Annotated in this window: 14 protein-coding genes; 2 read left to right on the forward strand and 12 right to left on the reverse strand. The window is 60.5% G+C overall.

What is annotated here, in order from left to right; genetic code table 11:
* The first annotated feature begins 91 nt into the window (after nucleotides 1-91).
* Nucleotides 92-721: a hypothetical protein gene (locus SH664x_RS15725; RefSeq protein WP_437202488.1), complete on the forward strand. Its 630-nt coding sequence runs from the start codon at nucleotides 92-94 to the stop codon at nucleotides 719-721.
* A 97-nt stretch (nucleotides 722-818) separates the two neighbouring features.
* On the opposite strand, the gene SH664x_RS15730 is transcribed toward SH664x_RS15725, so the two are convergent.
* The 10 genes from SH664x_RS15730 to SH664x_RS15775 form a co-directional block, all read right to left on the reverse strand.
* The gene (locus tag SH664x_RS15730; RefSeq protein WP_437202489.1) at nucleotides 819-3,227 is read right to left on the reverse strand and encodes a transporter substrate-binding protein; all 2,409 of its coding nucleotides are present in this window, start codon (nucleotides 3,225-3,227) and stop codon (nucleotides 819-821) included.
* 405 nt (nucleotides 3,228-3,632) lie between these two features.
* The gene (locus SH664x_RS15735) at nucleotides 3,633-4,610 is read right to left on the reverse strand and encodes an acetyl-CoA carboxylase carboxyltransferase subunit alpha (protein ID WP_437202491.1); all 978 of its coding nucleotides are present in this window, start codon (nucleotides 4,608-4,610) and stop codon (nucleotides 3,633-3,635) included.
* A gap of 180 nt (nucleotides 4,611-4,790) precedes the next feature.
* Nucleotides 4,791-6,308, reverse strand: a complete 1,518-nt coding sequence (locus SH664x_RS15740) for a protein kinase domain-containing protein (RefSeq protein ID WP_437202493.1) — start codon at nucleotides 6,306-6,308, stop codon at nucleotides 4,791-4,793.
* 185 nt (nucleotides 6,309-6,493) lie between these two features.
* Nucleotides 6,494-7,546 (reverse strand): DUF1501 domain-containing protein, encoded by a 1,053-nt coding sequence (locus tag SH664x_RS15745; protein ID WP_437202495.1) that lies wholly within the window; start codon nucleotides 7,544-7,546, stop codon nucleotides 6,494-6,496.
* 382 nt (nucleotides 7,547-7,928) lie between these two features.
* Nucleotides 7,929-9,767 carry an apolipoprotein N-acyltransferase gene (gene lnt / locus SH664x_RS15750; protein ID WP_437202497.1) on the reverse strand — a complete coding sequence of 613 codons (1,839 nt, stop codon included), beginning with the start codon at nucleotides 9,765-9,767 and terminating at the stop codon, nucleotides 7,929-7,931.
* Nucleotides 9,768-9,984: 217 nt separating this feature from the next.
* Nucleotides 9,985-11,217, reverse strand: a complete 1,233-nt coding sequence (locus SH664x_RS15755) for a molybdopterin molybdotransferase MoeA (protein WP_437202498.1) — start codon at nucleotides 11,215-11,217, stop codon at nucleotides 9,985-9,987.
* Between the two features lie 111 nt (nucleotides 11,218-11,328).
* The gene (locus SH664x_RS15760; protein ID WP_437202500.1) at nucleotides 11,329-12,219 is read right to left on the reverse strand and encodes a hypothetical protein; all 891 of its coding nucleotides are present in this window, start codon (nucleotides 12,217-12,219) and stop codon (nucleotides 11,329-11,331) included.
* Nucleotides 12,220-12,398: 179 nt separating this feature from the next.
* Nucleotides 12,399-13,367: a methenyltetrahydromethanopterin cyclohydrolase gene (mch, locus tag SH664x_RS15765; RefSeq protein ID WP_437202502.1), complete on the reverse strand. Its 969-nt coding sequence runs from the start codon at nucleotides 13,365-13,367 to the stop codon at nucleotides 12,399-12,401.
* 167 nt (nucleotides 13,368-13,534) lie between these two features.
* Nucleotides 13,535-14,326, reverse strand: a complete 792-nt coding sequence (locus SH664x_RS15770; RefSeq protein WP_437202503.1) for an inositol monophosphatase family protein — start codon at nucleotides 14,324-14,326, stop codon at nucleotides 13,535-13,537.
* Nucleotides 14,327-14,529: 203 nt separating this feature from the next.
* Nucleotides 14,530-15,429 (reverse strand): FHA domain-containing protein, encoded by a 900-nt coding sequence (locus SH664x_RS15775; RefSeq protein WP_437202505.1) that lies wholly within the window; start codon nucleotides 15,427-15,429, stop codon nucleotides 14,530-14,532.
* A 698-nt stretch (nucleotides 15,430-16,127) separates the two neighbouring features.
* On the opposite strand from SH664x_RS15775, the gene secA reads away from it, so the two are divergent.
* Nucleotides 16,128-19,679, forward strand: coding sequence for a preprotein translocase subunit SecA (secA, locus tag SH664x_RS15780; RefSeq protein WP_437202507.1), 3,552 nt, complete (start codon nucleotides 16,128-16,130; stop codon nucleotides 19,677-19,679).
* A gap of 184 nt (nucleotides 19,680-19,863) precedes the next feature.
* On the opposite strand, the gene smpB is transcribed toward secA, so the two are convergent.
* Nucleotides 19,864-20,346 (reverse strand): SsrA-binding protein SmpB, encoded by a 483-nt coding sequence (gene smpB / locus SH664x_RS15785; protein ID WP_437202509.1) that lies wholly within the window; start codon nucleotides 20,344-20,346, stop codon nucleotides 19,864-19,866.
* A gap of 177 nt (nucleotides 20,347-20,523) precedes the next feature.
* A complete protein-coding gene (metF, locus tag SH664x_RS15790; RefSeq protein ID WP_437202511.1) occupies nucleotides 20,524-21,402 on the reverse strand; it encodes a methylenetetrahydrofolate reductase [NAD(P)H] in 879 nt (292 codons plus the stop codon).
* Nucleotides 21,403-21,443: the final 41 nt, after the last annotated feature.

Genomic DNA, 21,443 nt, shown 5'->3' on the forward strand with positions numbered 1-21,443 from the left:
TCGCAGTGTTCACCAACAACCGAAACTGATATGAATCCGTCGCGATAACTCAACCATGGGTCACCCTTCAAATTCCTGACCGAGGTGTTAGATGAAGAGTTTCAGGATCGCCCTGCTCCTGCTGCCGTTCTTAACGTTTCCGGTCACCGCTGCCGAACAGCTGGACGAGAAGGTCGAGCCGCCGCTCGCGTACACCTTGACGATCGGTTCGCAACGGGTGCCGCTGACCCCGGGCCATCCCGTCAAGGTGAGCGGAGCGTTTCGCGATCCGCAGGTGACGTTGAACCAGGGCGATGTCCGCAAGTTTCCCTATGGGGAGATTGAGTTTGAATATCCGGCCCGGTTCAGCTGGACGGCCAATCTCGATACTCCGGGTCTGAAAATCTGGAATCTCGGGGGCAAGGAAACAACGATTCTGTACTTCGTCGCCAATGAGGAACTGACCCCCGCAGGTTATGTCAGCGAGTTGGCCAATCGCTTCGGCCGCCCGAACTGTCAGATCTTCCCGGTGGTCGAAAAGTTTGATGGCCAAGAGGTCGCGGGACAGAAGATTGTCATCAAGCAGGAAGGGGCGACCGTCGTGCAGTACGCCTACGCGATTCCCCACAAGGGTAACCAGCGTCGGCTGTTTGTCGTTCAGGAAGTCCTGATGGAGGGCAAGTCGCCGCAGGCCTATCTCGATCTGATGGAACAGCTCCGGAAGACGCTCAAGTTCAAATAATCATCGGGCTCTCTGTCGTGACAGGCAGCACGCGCCGTGAGTTGTCCAAAGTCCAATTCCGCGTGCTGCCCCCGAGCAGAACTGACCAGGCTCGAAATTACTGAGTCTGCAGGGACCAGTGATTTCCCCAGCCGCGATACAGCTTCTGCAGCAGTTGCTCCCACTCCTCCCGGGAGCGTGTTGGCGGAAACGGAACCGGAGCCTCCGGTTCGGCGGCGGTCCAGACGATGAGAAACTGTCCATCCGGCTGCACCCGACCAATCCGGGGCGTCTTGAACGTATGTTGCGTCTGGGGATCGATCTTCACCCGGCCCTCGGGAGCTTTGACTTCCTGCCCCCTGATTCCCAGACGAATGTCCGCCGGCACCAGTGAGCGGGCCGCCTCGACTCCGCGGGCCCACAGGAAGACTCCGAAGTAGGCCGCTTCCATCGGGTCGTTGACGACTCGCTGTGGACCGTAGCGCTTGCGGAATGCGGCGATAAACTCTTTATTCTCCTGAGAATCAATGCTCTGGAAATAGTTCCAGACCGCAAAGTCCCCCGCCATCGAGGCGACACGCAAACGGCGGAGCTCTTCTTCACCCACGCTGAACGAGATCGTGGGAACCGATTGCGGAGTCAGCCCTGCGCGTCTCAGCTCGTTAAAAAAGATGGTGTTGGTATCGCCATTGATGAGGTTCAGAATGACGTCGGGCTGGGCCGCCTGAATCCGGCCGACAACGTCATGGACATCCAGTCCACCCAGCGGAATGAAGTCTTCACCGACCAGCTGTCCGCCAAGTTCCGCCAGCTGATCTTTGATGATTTCTGCAGCCACGCGAGGAAAGACATAGTCGGAACCCACGACATAAAACTTGCGTTTCCCCAGGAACGCGTAGGCCCACTTGATCGCCGGAATGATCTGCTGATTCGGAGCCGCCCCCGTGTAGACCACATACGGAGATTCCTCTGCCCCTTCATACTGCACCGGGTACAGCAACAGATGATTCGCCTGCTCGAACACCGGAATCACGGTTTTACGGCTGGCCGACGTCCAGCAGCCGAAGACCGTGCAGACATCTTCTTTCTCAATCAGGCGGGCAGCCTCTTCCGCAAAGACGTCCGGATCGGATTTGCCATCGGCCACGATCCCTTCCACGGGACGGCCGAGAACTCCTCCGCGCTGATTCAATTGTTCGATGGCCAGCAGTGTCGCATCGACCACAGGCGATTCGCTGTTCGCCATACTCCCGGTCAGTGAATGCAGAATGCCGACCCGGAGGGGAGGTCCGACCGGTGGTGGAATCAGTGGGACCACCGCTGCGGCGGGAGCGACTGCCGCGACCGGTGGCGTCGCGGCCTGCTCATTCGCGGCGGCCACGGAGCCAGGTGTGCCCCGGGCGGAGAGCAGCGTCGCGAGCCCGGCAATCAATGCGGTCGCAACGAGGACGCCTCCCGCCACCGCTCCCCAGAGCCAGGTCCGTCGTTCCGCCGGCAGCGCAGGGAGCGGTCGGTCGATCCGTTGAGTCCTGTCCTGACTGGGCAGCACGATTCCCGCGCCGGAGAGAGCGGCCAGAACCGCCTCCAGATCGCGTCGTAACTCTTCCATGTTCTGATAGCGCAGCTGCACATCGGTCGCCATCGCCCGTTCGATAATCATGGCACAGGCCAGCGGGATCAGTGCACTCACCTCGCGCGGGTCGGGGCGAGCGGCGTGACAATGCGCGTACATCACCTGCACGACGCTGTCGCTCTCCTGATAGGGGCTGCGTGCCGTCAGCAGGCTGTAGTACGTTGCCCCCAAAGAATAGATGTCGCTGCGAGCGTCGATCTTCCGGGATTCACACTGTTCGGGACTCATGAAGTACGGAGTTCCGACAATCTGTCCGGCCTGAGTCGCATTCAGTCCGGAACTCTGCACACGCTTCGCCAGACCGAAGTCCGAGACTTTCACCATTTTTTCCGGGGTCAGCAGCAGGTTCGCCGGCTTGATATCACGGTGAATGATTCCCTGTTTGTGTGCCGCGTGCAGGCCCATGCAGGCTTCAATCGTCAGCCGGGTCGCCTCACCCACCGAATAGGGGCCGCGCCGACGCAGTTCATCGGCCGCACTTCCGCCCGCGACAATCTCCATCGCGAGATAGTGGATGTTTCCCTCTTTTCCAATTTCGTAAATCGTCACCGTATGCGGGTGATGCAGCTTCCCCGCGCTCCGGGCTTCCGAGAGGAAGCGATTCAGAGCAACTTCATCGGAGGCCAGTTCCTCTGGCAGCACTTTGACGGCGACGTCGCGGTCGATCCCTTCATCATGGCCACGCAGGACGATTCCCATCCCCCCCATGCCCAGGATGCCGGTGATCTGGTATTTGCCAATCTTCCGCCCGACCCAGCCCTCAGCCGAAAGATTCGGACGGGGACGATGCGATTCATCCTCTCCCCCCATGATCCGGGTTTCGGCCAGAGTGGGCAGCCCATCTTCCCTCCCGCCGTCCGTCAAATCCAGGCGATTTGCATCCGAAGAAGTCATATTGCTCCCGGCACTCACCATGCCCCTGCGTCTGTCAGAACGCATTCTGCAAGCTGCACATGCTGCCCCTGTCGAGGCTGGAGGGTTCTGGCGGCTCGCCAGCTCTCCGGATCTCTGTCATTGCCCTATGGCCCGGCCAACAGAACTCGGCGTGCAGCCTGCACAGCGTTCCGAATCGGAGTCCACGTCAGTACATGGTCCGAGATAAACAGACATTCATCCTCGCCAGCCAAGGAGCGCCCGGCCAACGTCCGCTCAGAAACGGCTTTGCTCTTGCAATGAGCCTATGTTTCATTTGGAAACAGCACAAACTGAAACTTCAGCTTTGCAACCGGATTCCGCCGAAATCTCACGTCAAAGCCCGCTTATTCGTCACAGTCGACTGGCGACCTGTAGCGATATCAATCAAACCCCCGCCCCTGCGGACTGGTCTTCAAATTCACCAATGCGACGGAATTTCTGATACCTTCGCTCCAGCAGTTCCTCAGGCGGAATGTCAGACAGTTTCTTGAGTGCCTCGGTCAGCGAGGCTTTCAGCAACGTCGCCATCCGACGGTGGTCACGGTGAGCGCCTCCCAGCGGTTCATCCACCACTTCGTCGACGATCCCAAAACCGAGCAGGTCCTTTGAGGTAAACCGCAGGGCCTGTGCGGCTTTATCGGCATGCTTGGAATGCTTCCAGAGAATCCCCGCGCAACCTTCCGGGCTGATCACCGAGTAGTAGGCGAAGCGGAGCATCGCCACATGATCGCCAATTCCGATCCCGAGAGCTCCTCCGCTCCCCCCTTCCCCGATCACGACACAAACGATCGGGGTGTTGATGCGGGACATCTCCCGCAGGTTGTAGGCAATCTGATACGCCTGTCCCCGTTCTTCCGCCCCGATCCCCGGATAGGCTCCGGCGGTATCAATGAGACAGATGATGGGCAAATGATATTTGGCGGCCATCTGCATCTTGGCTAGTGCTTTCCGGTAGCCTTCCGGATGCGCCATGCCGTAGTTGTGTGCAATCCGCTCCTGCAGGTTGCGTCCCTTCTGCTGTGCGACGAGCATCACCTTCCGGTCGTCGAGCTTCGCCAGCCCGGTCAGAATGGCCCGGTCGTCTCCGAAGGACTTGTCGCCGTGCAGTTCCACAAATTCATCGAATACCAGCTCGATGTAGTCCAGAGCTTTCGGGCGGGCTTCGTGCCGGGCCACCTGCACAATCTCCCAGGGATTGAGCTGGTCATAGATCTCGCGTCGAAGCTTTGTCAGTTCCGTCCGCATATTGCGCACGGCTTCGCGGGTGGCTGAGGTCGGATTCGGTTCCGCCTCCAGAGCTTCGACCTGTTTTTCCAGATCGTGAATGCGACGTTCGAACGGCAGCGGCAGGGGAGCTGGCATGAAATCGGGTCACTCGAAAACAGTGACCGGAAGGGGCTGGAAACCGCTCAACTGCTCTCCCTCCCGGACTGGTGGAAGTTTAACTCCCGCGAGGGTCTCTGGACACCCCGCCCGCCTCCCCTTCCATCGAGAAGAGGAGGGAGCGAATGTCCGAGTTGCAAATCACTGCGGAACAGAGAGTTACTCGATCTGCAGGTCGTCGATCGACGCGAGGGGAATGTCTTCCGGCGGGGCGGCTGCCGGAACGGGACGGTTAGGTACGTTAGCAGGCGCTGGCCCGGCCGGCACGGGACGAGGTGGCTGCGGGGTTGCCGGCATCGGCATTCCGGGTTGAGGAGGCAGGCCCATCCCCGGCGGCATCCCCGGCATGGGGGGGAACGGCCCCGGCGGCATCGGCATTCCCTGCCCAGGCATTCCCTGCCCAGGCGTCAGGTGTCCCGGCATCATCTGTCCGGGCATCCCCGGAAAGCCCCCCGGCATTGGCATGGGCATCCCCTGCGGCGGCATCCCGGGATATCCGGGCATCGGCATTCCGGGCTGCATGGGAAATCCTCCCATTGGCATACCGGGCATCATCGGTGCGCCGGGATAGGGCATCCCCGGGTAGCCGGGGAATGGCTGAGGCGGGTACATCGGCGGGGGAGCAGCGGCTGCGGCAACGGGCGCAGCCGCCGGAGCTGCAGGCTTCTTCGCCCCTTTTTCTTCCTTCAGTGTCACCACCGGCTTGGGCTTCGGTTTGGGTGCCGGACGAGCCTCGCCCGATTCCGTGCGCAGCGCATCGAGCCGGCTGTTGAGGCGGTCATTCTGCGCCTGCGCGTCGGACTTCGCAAACTCTTCCGCACGTGACCGGGCCAGCTCGACCGGATCTTCCTTGAAAAACTTCAGCGAACGCACTGCAGAAAAGACCTCCTGCATATTGGCGGGGCGTTCTTTGGGATACTTGGCGAGCATCCGCAGAACCAGCTGGTCCACTTCCGGCGTGATATTCTTGTCGATGTCTGAGGGGGCGGCCGGCTTATCGCGGACATGCATCATCAGCAGGTCATTGGGATTCGCGGTCCGGAACGGTGGATGCCCCGTCAGCACTTCGAAAAGGAGAACTCCCAGACTGTACATGTCGGCGGAGAATGTCAGCCGTTCCCGTCGAATCAACTCCGGCGCGAGGTACGTACGAGTTCCCTGAATCGCGATGCTCGACTTCTTGGAGACCGCGTGAATCACCGGATTTCCCTGCCCGCTGGCCAGAGAGAAATCGATCAGCCGCACATCGCCCGCTTTCGTCAGCAGCACGTTGTCCGGCTTGACGTCCTTGTGGACCCAACCCTTCTCGTGGAGGTGCCCCAGGGCCTGCGAGAGACATTCCATCAGCTTTTTGGCTTTGCCCTGTGTCGCTGCACGTTCGCTGCGGATCAGCCCTTTGACATTCCCCCCGCGGAAATATTCCATCAGGAAGTAGCCGTGCTTGCGGGACATCTTCAGGCCTTCCACCCGAATGATGTTGGGATGCTGCAGCCCCTTGGCGACCTTGTATTCGTGTTTCAGCGCGCCGCGGTGTTCCGACAGCTTGTAGGCCTCGGGCAACAGCAGCTTCATGGCCATCGACTGGCCCCCCTGTGCCACTTCCCAGATCTGGGTGACGCTGCCGGTTGCCACGCAGTTCACGAGATCCCAGCCGTCGATTGTGTCCGCTTCCGCCACGGTGCCAACCTCACATCAGGGTTTGTCAAAGCGCGCCACCTCGGGGGCGCAAAGAGGCTCTCCTTTCAGTTTAGACCACCGGACAGGTGAATTGAAGAACGGAATTGTCCCCCCGATCGAAACAGTCGGAGAGCCCGGGGGCCGGTCCGGTCACCGGGATTACACAGATCGCTCGGAAAAATCGCTCAAAACAGCTCGTCGACGGGACGGGCCACCCGCGGTCCGCTCGCCTGGCCGACACACCGGGCAATGGTCGCAGCCAGCTCCTCCGGACTGACGGGACGCTCGACCGGCTCCTGCCCGCAGGAATCGCTCGCTCCGATCACCCGTCCCCCCTGCACGCCTCCCCCTGCGAACGTCACCGAATAACAGCGGGTCCAGTGGTCTCGTCCTCCGTCCTGATTGATCCGGGGGCTGCGGCCGAATTCCGACAATGCTGCCACGAGGGTCCCCTCCAGCAGGCCTCTCGCTTCCAGGTCCTCGACCAGTGCGGTATAGGCCCTGTCGTAGATCGGAGCGACCCGATTCTTCAGCGATGTCATGGTGGAAAAGGGTTTTCGGCCGTGGATGTCCCACGTCGATTCATCGAAGATTGAGGGGAACGACGGGACACCAACGAACCGGACTCCCGCTTCAATCAGCCGACGTGCGCGGAGGCAACTGAGTCCGAAGCGGGTTCGACCGTAGCGCTCCAACACCGCGGGCGGTTCCTGCGTAAGACTCCAGGCCCGTTGCAGCTGAGCGGGGAGAGCATCCGTTCTTTCCATTCGGCCCAGATCAACCGTCGCGCTCCCATCCAGCGAAGGGAGAGAGGCGGCCAGTCCGTCGACACTCTCTGCTCCCCCCGTTTCATTGGGCAGCGAGTCGTGAATGGCAGGCCCCGCATGGTGGCAGGAGCGGATCACCGCGATGCGATTCGCCAGACGGGCATGTCCCGGCAGCAGTTCGCTCACCTGCAATCCAGCCACGGAGGTCGGGATGGCGCGAAACGGACCTCGAAATTCGGACGGAGCCAGTGGCTTGGGATCGAACAGATCCAGCTGACTCGGTCCTCCCCGGTTGCAGATGAGAATACAAGCCCCTTCCTTCCCCTGAGCGCCCGCCGGAACGAGAGACCTCGCCAGCAACGGTGGACTTCCCGCCACCGTCAGCGCCGTCAGCGATCCCCATTGCAGGAGACGGCGACGGCTGAAAGGCGACTCCTCTGGCGACCATCCGGACAGGCTGGAACTCTGCATCTGGCTGCTCCGATCAGGAATCCGGACACGCAACGCCGGACGTGCCCCGCCTCGCGTGTCCTCAATTGACAGAACGTCGTGGCGCTCACCGCATCGTCAGTTGACGATCGGTCCCATCCAGCAGCATATCAGTCATTTTCAGGTGCAACAGAACTTCGCCGCAGAAATTTCGAAGTTGGCATCGGGCCGCACATTGATCCACGTGCGAAGCTGGATTTCCGCTGCCGTTCCTCTCCTGTGTGTCTTTGAGGTCGAGGCCACCGCTGAGCGGCCCCTTGGGGGGAAGTCCTCCCCGTTCAGAATCCGAGTTCTGACTCCCTCGCGCACTTTCACTTTGGGGAGCCCCTCCTCGCCGCGCGGGCGCTGACAAGAACCGCCTGCGCTAAGCAACCTGTTGACGGCTCTTCATCAGGCAACCCTGTAACCCCAGAGCACAGAACGCCACCAGACAGGCTGCCGCAAACCAGTCTCCTCCTCTGAGGTACAGGCTCCGGCGGGGATCGAGTGGGACATCGGCCACCAGGGCGCAATTCAGCTGCTTATGAAACTTGCCGGTGCGGGGATCACGCATCGACTCGCGCGGCGTCTCACCCGCGCGCTGCGCGTCGAGATCGATAAACTTCTCCGGTTCGCGGACGACTCCGTCACCATCGATGATGGCAGAAATTCCGGTGTTCACCGCCCGGACGAGGGGCGTCCGGGTTTCCACACAGCGGAAGGCTGCCGTGATCAGGTGCTGCTCCAGTTCGCTGGAACCGTGGAACCAGCCGTCGTTCGTCACATTGACGAGCACCTGCGTCTGTTCGCTGTCATCTTCAGCACTTTTGACGATCTTGCGAACAAGATGCGGAACCGTGTCTTCGAAGCAGATCAGCGGAATGAACTGCCAGTCCTTGTAGCGGAAGAGATGCGCCTCGCTTCCGGCATCGATTCCAAAATTGCCACGATACGGTGTAGCGGCCTGCAGGAACGGGAACCAGTCCTTCAGCGGGATATACTCGCCGAACGGGACGCGGTGCATCTTGTCGTAGTGATCGGTCACTCCGCTGCCCGGCTGCACGAACGCGGCGGAATTATAGATTCCGTAACTGCCGGGAACGGCATCGAAGATACTGATTCCCACAATCAATGCGGCGTTCGCCATTTCGGCGAGATCGGCGAGCTTCTTCTGAGCATCCCGGCTCGACCAGACCATCGGTGGAATTCCCGGATCCAGTTCCGCCAGCTGTTCATGAGTCATCCCTTCGGCGTGCTGCCACATCGGGTAACGGAACATTCCTTCGGGCCAGACCACGAGATCGGGCTGCAGCAGAACCGCCTTGGCGGTCAGCTGCTGATGCGTGGAATAAATCTCGACCCAGCGGTCACGGTCATCGTGAACGGACGCCGGGAAATTCCCCTGAATGAGAGCCACACGAGGCCCCAGGGGAAACGGCTCATGTCCGCGACGGACGACTCCATACGCCACACAGGCACCGACGAGGACGACCGGAATGATCGCCACACGCCACGGACTCCGGAGCGCTTCCGCCTGTCGCTGCTTCTCCACCTCATTGGGCCACGCCAGATCCAACGGTCGCAACCACTGGAAGGGAATCAGCTGTGCCAGTCCGGCGTTGGCGGCCGCGACCACAAAGGAGACTCCATAAGCCCCCACCAGATCACTGACCTGAATCAGGGAGACCCAGCGATACTGGGTGTGCCCCAGAAAATACCAGGCAAACCCGGTCATCAGATGCGCCCGCAGATACTCCAGCCCGGTCCAGAACACCGGCACCACAAGAATCATGGGGAGATTCAGTCGATGCACCGCAAGCCGCGTGACGCCAATAAAAATTGGCCAGTAAAACGCCAGATACGCCGCGAGCGCAAACAGTGCAAAATACATGGTGGGATCGCCCAGTCGCATCCACTGCAGCGTTACCAGCCAGAAGATCAAGCCGGCGTTATACAGGTTGCGGTACATCCAGCGCGTCCGTTGCTCCAGACGGACGAGCAGCAGCATCGGCACCAGACAGACCCAGCCGAGCGGTCCCCAGTCCAGCGGAGTGAATGCAGCCCACATCAGCAGTCCGGAGAGCAGCGACAGCACCAGCCCCCCGGTGAATCCAGGACGACTCCGCTGACCGCGGGAAATAATTTCCACCAGACGCTGATGACCGCCTGGCCCTTCGTTCTCGGCCTGATTCATGTTTGCCTCGTCCGTGAGGGCACCACTCATGATTCGCTGTCTGCCTCGCTGAGATCCGTGAAAATCGTCCGTTCGCAGCCTTCTCGGATCACCACCCCCACCCTGGGGCGGCCTGAAATGATACGGGCGCGCGACGCACTGCTTTTGCAGCAGTCACCCCACACAGGAGGGCTGCAACTTCCATCAATCATTGCTGGGGTGATGCCCCTTGGCAACAGTTTTGCAGGAATGACGGGCTGGGGGAACCTCAACTCTCCAGACTGCCTCCCCACACGAGCACTTCGACCTCCGTCCCCGCCTCCCACAACCGGTCCCCCGGCGTGAAGCGAACGCTGCAGTTCGCGTCCGCCGGACTTCGCAGATCGAATGAGCCTTTCCAGTTCACCGGGGAGACCTGCATTCCCTGCGGTCCCATGGAGAGCCGGGCCGGGTACCAGGTTTCGCGGTCTCCTTTGTGAGAAAAAGCGACGGCCAGACGGGCGACGACACGAGGAGCGACCGCCGGACTGAGACCGACGAACGCCCGAATCGCCGTCCGCAGAAACAGTTCGCAGCCGAGCAGACTGCTGACCGGATTCCCCGGGAGCCCGAACACCGCGCAAGGGCTGGCTCCCGCACCGGACCGAATCCCGAACCACAACGGCTTTCCCGGCTTCATCGCGATTTTGTGAAAGACTTCACGAACTCCCGCAGCCTGCAGTTCGGAGGGGACCAGATCGTAAGTTCCTGCAGAAACTCCTCCCGAGAGGACGAAAAAGTCGGCCTGCAGCCCGGCCGCAATTTTTTCCCTCAGCGACTCACGTTCATCGCGCGCAATCCCCAGATCGATGGGGGTTGCGCCGAACTGCTGCAATTGAGCGGCCAGCATCAGGGCATTGGTATTGCGAATTTCTCCCGGTCCGGGAATCTGGTCCACGGGAACCAGCTCGTTTCCGGTCGCCAGGATGGCCACTCGCGGAGGACGTCGCACATAGGGAGTCGCGATCCCCGCTTCCGCGAGCAGCGCGAGTTGCGGCGCCAGCAACCGCCGACCGGCCGACAGGATCACCTCTCCCTGCGACATGGCCGTCCCTTGCCGGACAATATTCAGCCCCTCACCAACCGGCTTGCCCGGGGACTGAATGCGAACCGTGGTGCTGTCCGTCGTCGTCCATTCCACCGGCACCACGGCGTCGACTCCTGCGGGAATCGGAGCGCCGGTCATGATCCGGAGCGCCTCCCCCCTCCCGACGGCCCGATCCGCAACCGCCCCAGCAGCTACTTCTCCGATGATCGCGAGGGTCCCTTTTCCATCGACAAGATCCAGCGAACGGATGGCGAAACCATCCATCATCGCCTTATCGAAAGGGGGAGAGTCACAGCCGCTCCGCACATCGGCCGCCAGCACGCAGTTCCGGGCCAGCTGCAGCGGCAACGACACGCCCACGGCAGAGGGGATCGACTCCACAATTCGCTGCAGTGCTTCATCCACGGTCAACATCGAGTGCCACACTTCGCTCAAGGGGAAACGATTCCGAGACAGGGAAGCCCCGGTAGACGTCACGACAGCGGCTCTCTCCGCAGCACCGGGGTTCCGGCGCATCGGAGAAACTTAGTTGGGCATCAGCCAGAGCCAGTCGCCAAACAGAAACGAAAACCGGCTCGCCAGCAATGCGATTCTCCCCATGACGGTAAACGCGAACACCGCACCAAATGTAATCATCAGCACCCAGACACCGGCCCGCGACACCTTCCCCACGACCCCTTTGTGTTCCACAGAGAAGAAGAAATAGACCAGCGTGGCCAGCAGACTGGCCAGCAGCAGCATGCTTTGCAGGCTGCGGCCGAAATCGATTCCGCCGTCGGAATTCAGCACGATCAGCGGCTGAATGCTCCCGTTGATCTGTCCCAGGAAGTCGGCCTGAATGAAGCCCAGCAAGCGGATTCCCGAAAACGAACCAATGATGAAGGCGAGCGGCCAACGGGCGATCCACCCTCCCCGGGGCGCGAGTCGCCAAAGCAGCATCACTCCCAGAATCAGCGGGAGAAAATAGAGCCACCACCGTGCTTCCCGCACCGGCGACAGTCCCGGCAGCGCCCACGACTGGATCCACGCCGGCCAGATCTTCCCCGCCAAATTCGGAATCATCACCGTCCAGAATGCCACGACCATCCAGTAGGCCGCCGACACGCCCACGAAGATCGATTCGCTGAATTTGTAGCAGGCGTTGTCACGGTACAGGAAGGAAATCACAGCCAGCGTCAAGAAGGCGGCAAACCAGACCCCGACGGTGCGGATCAAACTGTATTCGGCAGTCCCCGCGATGAAGTCGTTCCGACTCGCTTCCAGAACGCGGCCGTTCATCTCGGTGACGTAGGCGGACCCGGCACCGACAAAGATCGCCCGATACAGCAGCCAGGCGGCAAAGACCAGCCACGCGGCTGCCCAGAATCGGCGCCAGAGCAGATCGGACCCAGGTCCCTTCAGCGCGGTTGTTGCCACACCAACATCTCCGTGCAGATTCGTGACAGTCACCGTTCCCACCCTTCCGCGACGGTGGTTCGGCGGAAAACTCTCCCACCCCCGGCCTGCTTCTGCCAAGGGCCGCGCAACGAGCTTCACATCGGGTCGAGAGCCCGCCCCCGCGCGGTGAGGACGGGGCCATCAAAAATTCAAAGCCTCTAAATTCCAAATGACGATCTCAGGATACTCTCATTCACGCTGCCGAACACGTGAACCCGGCCGGTCTCCAGGTTCTGAAAGACCACTTCCGCCGGACTGAACAGCAGCGGATCCAGCTGGTAGAAATCCCGCCCGGCCGCTTCAAACAACTCCAGGAACGGCTTGCCATAGGCTGCCGAACCCGAAGAGGGGACCCGCGGTCCGATCTCGGCAATCGATTCATCGTCGCCGGTGACGTACAGCGTCACCCGGCCTCCATACAGGATGGCATCATTCGTCCGGCCGACACCGGTCAGATCGTCGGCGGCCACCGGAGAGATCGGAGCACTGCCACACGCCGACTCGACCCGCAGCACATCAAAGCCGACCTCGTGCAGTTTGTGCATCGCGGTCTCCACACTCCGCGCGACCACCTGCAGATTCCCGGCGATGCTGGATGTCGGCGCGACGAGCAGCGCGACCTGATCGGGAGCGACCCGGCAGGTCTTCGCAATGTATTCCACCACCTCGCGCGAGGGGAGACGGGAACTTTCCAGCACTCCCACGACCCCGTAGCCGGTCTCGCTGTAGTCGAGTTCCTCGAACAAGGGCTCTTTCAAGGCGGCCGCCCGCATCGGCCCCGAGCCCATCGCGAAGTATTTTCCCAGCGAGATCTGCCAGCCCGCGTACTGGCTGAGCAGGCAGGCTTCGAGCGGATTGTCGGTCTGCACGAACAGCGTCGGCCAGCCGATTCCCCCGACAGTCCCCGGAACGATCGACAGCTGGCACAAACCTGCCATGCAGACTTCCGCCAGTGCCAGGCCTGCCGACAGACTGCCGTCCGCCTCCACGCCGAAATCCAGCACGACGCCGGCACCCTGCTCGGCCACCGGCTGAACACGAAGCTCGTCCGCCTCCGATAGAATCTGGTGAACCAGATCCCAGGCCAGATCATTCAAGGGGGATTCGACGTTTTCTTCCTCTTCCACGATCCGCCTTAATATCCGGTTAGAACCGGAGCTGTTCTGTTCCGTTCAGGCCGACACCGGCCCACTTGTCCATCTGATTCGGAATCGCCCCGCTCTCATCACGAAGAAGCGTCCCTTCGATTATTCATTCACGTTCGCAGCGCGGGAACCGACAAGTGCGACCTGCTCTAAGCCTGCAGAAGTTTGAGCACCTCATTCCGCAGCGCCGGTGTCAGTGAGATGCCATTCCCGCCGGTGGCGCTCGACTCACCATTCCAGTTGACGAAGTCACCGCCGGCCTCCTGGATAATAGGGATCAGCGCCGCGGCGTCCCACTCCGCCAGCAGCGGATCGACCATCAGATCCGCCCGTCCCGTCGCCACCAGCATGTGTCCGTAGCAGTCTCCCCAGCCCCGTGAAAGGCGGGTGCCCGCCGACAGCTTCTCCAGAGCGTCCAGTCGACCAATCTCGGTAAATCCCTCGACGGCGGTATAGCAGAAGAGAGATTCTTTCAGGCGGGTTTGTCCCGTGACCTGAGCCCGGACGGCCGGCTGATCACCGCGAATCCACCAAGCCCCCTCACCTCGTGCGGCATAGATCACCTCACGAACCGCAGGCAGACGACAGATCCCCGCGACGGGCTCTCCCCGAAACTGCAGTCCGACCAGCATCCCGAACAAGGGGGTTCCATGGATGAAAGACTTTGTGCCGTCAACAGGATCCAGAATCCAGCGGAATCCACTGGACCCGGGAGTCTCCCCGAACTCCTCTCCGAGCACGGCGTCCTCTGGAAAGTTCTTCAGAATCTGTTGCCGCAAGAGTTCTTCAGCCCCGCGATCGGCAGCAGTGACGGGGGACAGGTCCGACTTCCAGTCCACCTGCAAACCGGACTGAAGGTAGTAATCGAGCACCAGACGTTCGGCGACCGCAGAAGCGTCGAGCCCAAACTGGAGTCGTTGGTTGATCAGAGCAGCAGACATGGGACCGGCTTCCATGCGACTGAGAGAAAGGAGACAGCGCAGGAGCGTAGGCCAGTGTCGCCGGGGAATCAAGCAGCCCTCGAGCGCTGGCCCTCAAGCGATCGATGCAGTCGGCATACTGACAAGGTGCGTTGTCACCAGAGACAGTCCCCCGCTCCGCATCCCCTTGGGCTGACGCGGGCGATCTCAGCAGGGACGCCCGCTCAGGTCGTCGGACGGCGACTGCGATACTGGTTGATAATGTCGGCCGCTCGCTTGGGAGCTTCTTCCTTGGCCTTCGCGTCAGCGGTCTTTTCACCGGTTTCTACCGGCTTGGGAGCGGGAGGCTTGGCACCCGTCTCTTCCGGGTTGGGCAATCGCAGCCCGATATTGTCGACCACCGGCGCAGGAACTTCCGGTTCGGGGGCCTGAGGCGGCGCTGGCATCATCGGGGGCATCTGAGGCATCGGCATCTGCGGATACATGCCGGGCATCGGATAGCCCATCTGCTGTGGCATGGGTGGATACCCCGGATAGCCGTAAGGCATCATCTGAGGATACCCCATTTGCGGGTAGCCGAGCGTGGGCTGCATCGGCATTCCCATCTGTCCCATGAACTGGGTATCTCCCGCGGGGGGAGCAGCAGGGCCAGCCACCGGCAGAATCTGCGACGCCACCGGCATCTGGATGGTGTCGGTGGCAGAAGGCTGATTCAACTCCAGCTCACCAGAAGAGGGAGACTCCGAGAGGGTCGGCTCTGCCTTGGGAGCGGGCATCATCCGGGTCTCGCTGTCGAGAGCGATATGAGTCGCCGTGTCTTGGGCTGACTCATGAATGACGACCTGAAAATCGATCTTTCCGATCGAAACGACATCGCCCTGATTCAGGATCACCGCACCCCGGATCCGCTCGCCGTTGACGAGCGTACCGTTCGTGCTGCCGAGATCCCGAACCCGAACTGAGTACTCATCCACATTAAAGACGCAATGGTGCCTGCTTACCAGCTCGCTGTTCGGACGGAGGTTACAATCTTCTTCCCGTCCAATCAGGAACCGGCCTTGAGGAAGTGGAATGGTATTACCCACCTGCTTGCCTGAGGCGACCTTCAATTCTGCCTGCCGCATAGCGCTTAAACTCCGGGTAACTTCAGCTTTGCTTGTCCTTCTTGTTTCTAAACGCCAGTAATCTGAGGCAGAAATTCTTGTGACCGGAAACGATCAGATGAAAGGGCTCCGCGGGAGACGACGAAAAAAGTGTCGCGTCCGCAGAATACAAAACTGCACGAATAAAACCGGGAAATGAATATCCTGTCGAGCGTAACAGTCAGGTCGGGGAGTGTCAATAATTGCGACGGTGCCGCATCTGACGTACAAGCCTTTTTTGCAACCTCTTCCAAACTCGTTGCATCTCACTACACGTTCGGTACCAAGCCGTTTCCAACCGCACGTTGATCCCTCAACAACGGCCTCACCCCAGCCCAAGGCGCAGTTCTGGCCGGTTCAACTCCTGCGACCCAAGGTTCTTTACTTTTCAGAAATGATGAAAATCTTGCCCCCGACTCCCCTGTCGGGCGTATTGACCCATTTTGACCGTCAAAATAAACTTTGTTGCGATGGCGGGTTGCGGCTAACGTTCCCGCCAGCCGGCAGTTGATGCCCCTGATGAGATGGCTCCCCTCCCGATTTGCCAGTGATTGAGTCAATCCCGGCCGGGGGGACGCGGCTCATCCGGCTTTGCTGCTCTCGTCGACGGAGTGACGCTCGGGCCCCCCGGACGCGCTTGCCCGCGAGATGCAACCTCCGAAACGTCTGGATTGGAACAAATGGATTTCATTGATCGTCTCGGCGAATTTTTCACTGCGATCACTGCGTTTATCGAATCGCTGATCCGCGGCATGTTCGGCTCCGCCAACGAACGGGCGATCCGCAACATCGGCTACATCCGCGAGAAAGATGGCTCGTCGCGAGTGATCCCCGGGTCGACTCTTGACCGGATCAACTCTCTGGAAGCAGAGATGAAGAAGTTGACCGATGCCGAGCTGAAAGCGACGACCGACAAACTGAAGGCCCAGCTCGCCGACGGCAAGACGCTCGACGATGTCCTTCCCGAAGCCTTCGCTGCGGTGCGCGAATCGGGGGTCCGTTTTCTGCAGATGCGGCACTATGACGTGCAGATGGTCGGGGGCTACATCCTCAATCAGGGAAAGATCGCCGAAATGGTCACCGGGGAAGGAAAAACCCTGGTCGCTTCGCTCCCCGCCTATCTCAACGCCCTCAAGGGAAAGGTGCACGTCGTCACCGTCAACGACTATCTGGCAAAGCGCGACATGGAATGGATCGGCCCTCTGCACATGGGCCTGGGCCTGTCCATGGGGGCCATTCAGTCTCACATGCAGCCGCACGAACGCCAGAAGGAATACGCGGCCGACATCACTTACGGGACGAACAACGAATTCGGCTTCGACTACCTGCGCGACAACATGAAGCCCACGCGGGAACTGCAGGTGCAGGGCCCCCTCGACTACGCCATCGTCGACGAAATCGACAACATCCTGATCGACGAAGCCCGGACCCCCCTCATCATCTCCGGACCGGCACACGACGACGTCACCAAGTATCCCAAGGCGGACCGCATCGCCCGGTTGCTGACCCGCGATGTCCACTTTGAAGTGAAGGAAAAGGAACATACCTGCCATCTGACCGATGAAGGGATTCGCAAGGCGGAAGACCTGGCCGGCGTCGAGAGTTTTTACTCCGCGGGGAACATGGAATGGCCGCACCTGATCGATAATGCCCTGAAAGCCCACTACCTCTACAAGCGGGACGTCAACTACGTTGTCGAACAGGGGGAAGTAATCATTGTCGACGAACATACCGGCCGAAAAATGCCTGGTCGGCAGTGGAGCGACGGACTGCACCAGGCGGTGGAATCCAAAGAAGGAGTGCGGGTCAAGGAGACGACCCAGACTCTCGCCACCATCACCCTGCAGAACTACTTCAAGCTCTACAAAAAGCTCTGCGGCATGACCGGGACGGCCATGACCGAAGCCAACGAGTTCTACAAGATCTATGGGCTCGACGTGGTCGCTGTCCCGACCAACCGGCCGATGCAGCGCATCAACCACCACGATGTGATCTACCGCTCTGAAAAAGAGAAGTGGCACGCGGTCGTCGAGGAAATCGCCGAAGTGCATAAAACCGGCCGCCCGATTCTGGTCGGAACGGTTTCCATCGAAAAGAGCGAAAAGCTCTCCTCGCTGCTGGACAAGCGGGGAATCAAGCACAGCGTGCTCAACGCCAAATATCACGAACGCGAAGCCGAAATCGTCGCGCAGGCCGGTCGCAAGAATGAGGTCACCATCGCCACCAACATGGCCGGTCGCGGAACCGACATCATTCTCGGGGGCAATGCCGACCACATGGCCTGGGATATTCTGAAGAACAAGTATCCCTCCCGGCTCGATGTCCCCAAGCGGGAATGGGATGCCCTGGCCGATGAAATCGCCCAGAAGGAAGGGATGAAAGCGGAAGGGCGACAGGTCGCGGAGCTGGGCGGACTGCATGTCATCGGCACCGAACGGCACGATTCCCGCCGGATTGACCTGCAGCTGCGGGGACGTTCCGGCCGTCAGGGAGATCCCGGCTCGAGCCGGTTCTTCCTGTCTCTGGAAGACGACCTGATGCGGATCTTCGCCGGCGATCGGGTGAAATCCATGCTCACCTGGCTGGGGATGAAAGAAGGAGAATCGATCGAGCACCCGATGGTCTCCAAACAGATCCAGAAAGCCCAGAAGAAGGTGGAAGAACGCCACTTCGAATCGCGCAAAAGCCTGCTCGAATACGACGAAGTGATGGACCACCAGCGGAAAGAAGTTTACGGCTATCGCCAGAAGATTCTCGACGGTGCGAACTGCCGCGAGCTGATGCTGGAGATGCTCGACAAGCAGGTCGAGAAATGGGCTCAGCAGTTCCTCTCGCCGCAATATCGCTGGGAAACCGCTTCCGCCTTCGCCAGCCAGCAGTACGGGATCGTCACCGACTGGCAGGACCTGCGGGACATGAACAAAGAACAGATGTCGGAGCATCTGAAGAACGAAGCCCAGCGGCAATCAGAGACCCTGATCGAAGAACAGGTCGATGAAGCACTCCCCCGCGATGTCGATTCCCGGGAATGGACCTGGCAGGGACTGGCCACCTGGGCCAACCGGCATTTCAACCTGAACATCAATGACCGCGAGCTGCGAAAGATTGCTCGCGGAGACCTCCCCGAAGGAGAATTCGAGCGGGATGATGTCGTCCGCTATCTCTCACAACGGGCCGCCGAAGCGATCGACCGGATGGATCTTTCACCCCTGGAGACCATCCTCGCCGACGATTTCCCCCAGCGGCAGCTCGCGGGCTGGCTGCGTCACACCTATGGCGTGGAGATGCTCCCCGAAGAGTTTGCCAAGGACGAAGACCCCACGGCGGCCATTCCCCTGATTCAGTCCAAAGTCCGGGAACGGTACCGGGAGAAAGAAATCCGCTTCCCGGTGCTGATCGGCATGAACCGGTATCTCGCCGGTTCCCAGCCTGACCGTGAAGGGCTGCTGGAATGGGCCAACCAGCGTTTCGAAACGAGCCTCACCGAAGACGACGTCAAAGAGAAAGAACGTCCGCAACTGGCCGAGATTCTGCTGCAGCGCAGCCGGATCTACTATCCCAGCACCGAAGCGTTCGAAGACCTCGAAGACAAACTCGGCCACACCTTCCCGAAGCGGTCTCAGGATTACATTCCCCGCCGCAACGGGTCGATCGAAGATTTCGCCCAGTTTGTTTCGGAAACGTTCCGGGTGCGGGTCCGCGGCTCAGAGCTCAAGAACCTGACCACCGAGCAGGCCCGTCAGGCCTGTCTGGAAAAGATCGACCACAAGTACCGTCCCGAACTCGGACAGGCGGAACGGTACCTGCTGCTCGAAATGCTCGACGGGGCCTGGAAGGAGCACCTCTATTACATGGATCATCTCCGGTCAGGGATCGGACTGGTCGGCTACGCCCAGAAGGACCCCAAAGTCGAGTACAAACGCGAAGGGATGAAAGCGTTTGAGCAGATGTGGGACCGGATTGCCGAGCAGGCGACTTCCGCAATCTTCCGGCTGGAGTCCGAAAGCTCTCCGCAGTTCCTCAACAGCCTCTGGTCGAACGCCCAGGCACAGCATCAGGCCGCCCGCTCGGCTGCTGAAGAATACGAAAGCGGTTCCGGAGAGCCGGTTCCAGGTGCACCGGATCAGGCGGTCGACCCCATCCGCAACTTCGACGAAAAAGTGGGCCGCAACGATCCCTGCCCCTGCGGCAGCGGGAAGAAGTACAAGAAGTGCTGCGGCTCGCAGGTATAACCGGTTGTGTGCGGGCCTGCACGAGCGGACTGCCCGGACGAGCCTGTTGACTTCTGCAGGTTTAAACCCGGATCGAGTTGAATGATAAGACCGGCCTCTCCACGTGGGGGGCCGGTCTTTTGTCTTGTGTCAGGACGAGAATCGGCAGGTGAAACGCCCGAGACCGTGCTGAACCGGGGCTCCGTCACACCCGCTTGCGAACCGCATCCCGCAGCGTGCGGTCGGCATCGTTCTTCTTGATCTTCTGCCGCTTGTCGTATTCCTTCCGCCCCCGGGCCGAACCGATCTGCACTTTCACCAGTCCTCGAGAGAAATAGACCGACAGCGGAATGAGCGTCATTCCCGACTGCATCGCCGTCTCGGCAAACTTCCGAAGCTCGCTTTTCTTCAGCAGCAACTTGCGCGGCCGCTGACGTTCATGATTCAGGTAGGTCGCCTGTGGATAGATCCCGATATCGGCGTTGAAGAGCCACAGTTCATTCCGTTCGACACGGGCGAAGGCTTCATCAATCGTCATCTTGCCGTCGCGAATGCTTTTGACTTCACTCCCCGCGAGCACGATGCCGCATTCCAGTTCGTCCACGATTTCGTAGTCGTGTCGCGCGCGGCGATTCCGGCAGACAGTCTGCGAATTGGGATCGGCGGCTTTTTTCTTCTTGGCGGTCATCAAGTCACCAACGGTCGAGATCGAGCGACGACAAGGAGACCCGGCTCCTGACACGACGCAGCGCAGTTCACGGGCCCGCCAACTCCTCCGGCAGGTCGCCTCAATGGTCTGCAGCGCATCCACCCGTTGATGGTATGCCGCAGCGGCCGGCAGGGAAAGAGGCGGTCCAGTTCGACGTCAGACACGCCCGGGAAGCGGAAGTTCATTCAGAATCTCTTCCACCGCGTCCGACTTGTTCAGCACATAGAAGTGAATGCCGGGAACACCCTGGGCAATCAGTTCGCGGCACTGGCGGATCGCGAAATCAATCCCGATGCGATACTGGGCTTCCTTGTCTTCCTGAGACGATTCCAGCTGCTGGAAGAGTTCCTGCGGAATCTCGCAGGCGGACATGCTGGTAATCCGCTTGATGCGGGAGAACTCGGTGATCGGCATGATTCCCGGAACAATCGGAGCCCGGATGCCTGCCTGCTCTGCCTGCTCCCGGAACCGGAAGAAGCAGTCATTATCAAAGAAGAGCTGCGTGTACACCGCATCTCCCCCGGCGTCGATCTTGCGTTTCAGATTGGCCAGATCCGACGCGGCGTCGATCGCTTCCGGATGCTTTTCCGGATAGCCCGCCACACCGATCCCCATCTCTGGAAAGTGCTTGCGAATCAGTTCGACGAGTTCGGCAGCGTATCGTAGCCCACCCTCTTTCTGCACAAAGGCCGTTTCACCGGCAGGCGGATCTCCCCGCAGGGCCATGATATTCCGCACCCCAATTTCCTGGGCACGCTGTAACCACTCCAGCAGTTCTTCACGCGTCGAACCGACACAGGTGAAGTGTGCGGTGGCAACCTGCTTCAGCTCGTTCTGCAGGATGTTGCAGATCCGTAAAGTGCGATCCCGGGTGCTCCCCCCGGCCCCGTAGGTACAGGAGATGAACGCCGGCCGACGCTCGACCATCCGTGCCAGATGTTCCAGCAGCGACGCGTCCCCCTGCTCCGACTTCGGGGGAAAGACTTCGAACGAAAGACCGAAACGGCCATCAGCATAGACATCGCGAATTCGCATGGGCTCGATTCGAATGGTGTTGAGGAGGCTGCGCTGGCAGG

The sequence above is a fragment of the Planctomicrobium aquicomposti genome, assembly GCF_051466325.1.
Lineage (GTDB): Bacteria > Planctomycetota > Planctomycetia > Planctomycetales > Planctomycetaceae > Planctomicrobium.

Bases quoted from the DNA above. Each gene is read 5' to 3' on its own strand.
- metF (WP_437202511.1), bottom strand. From the start codon at position 21,402: ATGCGAATTCGCGATGTCTATGCTGATGGCCGTTTCGGTCTTTCGTTC.
- SH664x_RS15725 (WP_437202488.1), top strand. From the start codon at position 92: ATGAAGAGTTTCAGGATCGCCCTGCTCCTGCTGCCGTTCTTAACGTTT.
- lnt (WP_437202497.1), bottom strand. From the start codon at position 9,767: ATGAGTGGTGCCCTCACGGACGAGGCAAACATGAATCAGGCCGAGAAC.
- smpB (WP_437202509.1), bottom strand. From the start codon at position 20,346: ATGACCGCCAAGAAGAAAAAAGCCGCCGATCCCAATTCGCAGACTGTC.
- SH664x_RS15775 (WP_437202505.1), bottom strand. From the start codon at position 15,429: ATGCGGCAGGCAGAATTGAAGGTCGCCTCAGGCAAGCAGGTGGGTAAT.
- SH664x_RS15745 (WP_437202495.1), bottom strand. From the start codon at position 7,546: ATGCAGAGTTCCAGCCTGTCCGGATGGTCGCCAGAGGAGTCGCCTTTC.
- SH664x_RS15755 (WP_437202498.1), bottom strand. From the start codon at position 11,217: ATGTTGACCGTGGATGAAGCACTGCAGCGAATTGTGGAGTCGATCCCC.
- SH664x_RS15770 (WP_437202503.1), bottom strand. From the start codon at position 14,326: ATGTCTGCTGCTCTGATCAACCAACGACTCCAGTTTGGGCTCGACGCT.
- SH664x_RS15730 (WP_437202489.1), bottom strand. From the start codon at position 3,227: ATGACTTCTTCGGATGCAAATCGCCTGGATTTGACGGACGGCGGGAGG.
- SH664x_RS15735 (WP_437202491.1), bottom strand. From the start codon at position 4,610: ATGCCAGCTCCCCTGCCGCTGCCGTTCGAACGTCGCATTCACGATCTG.
- secA (WP_437202507.1), top strand. From the start codon at position 16,128: ATGGATTTCATTGATCGTCTCGGCGAATTTTTCACTGCGATCACTGCG.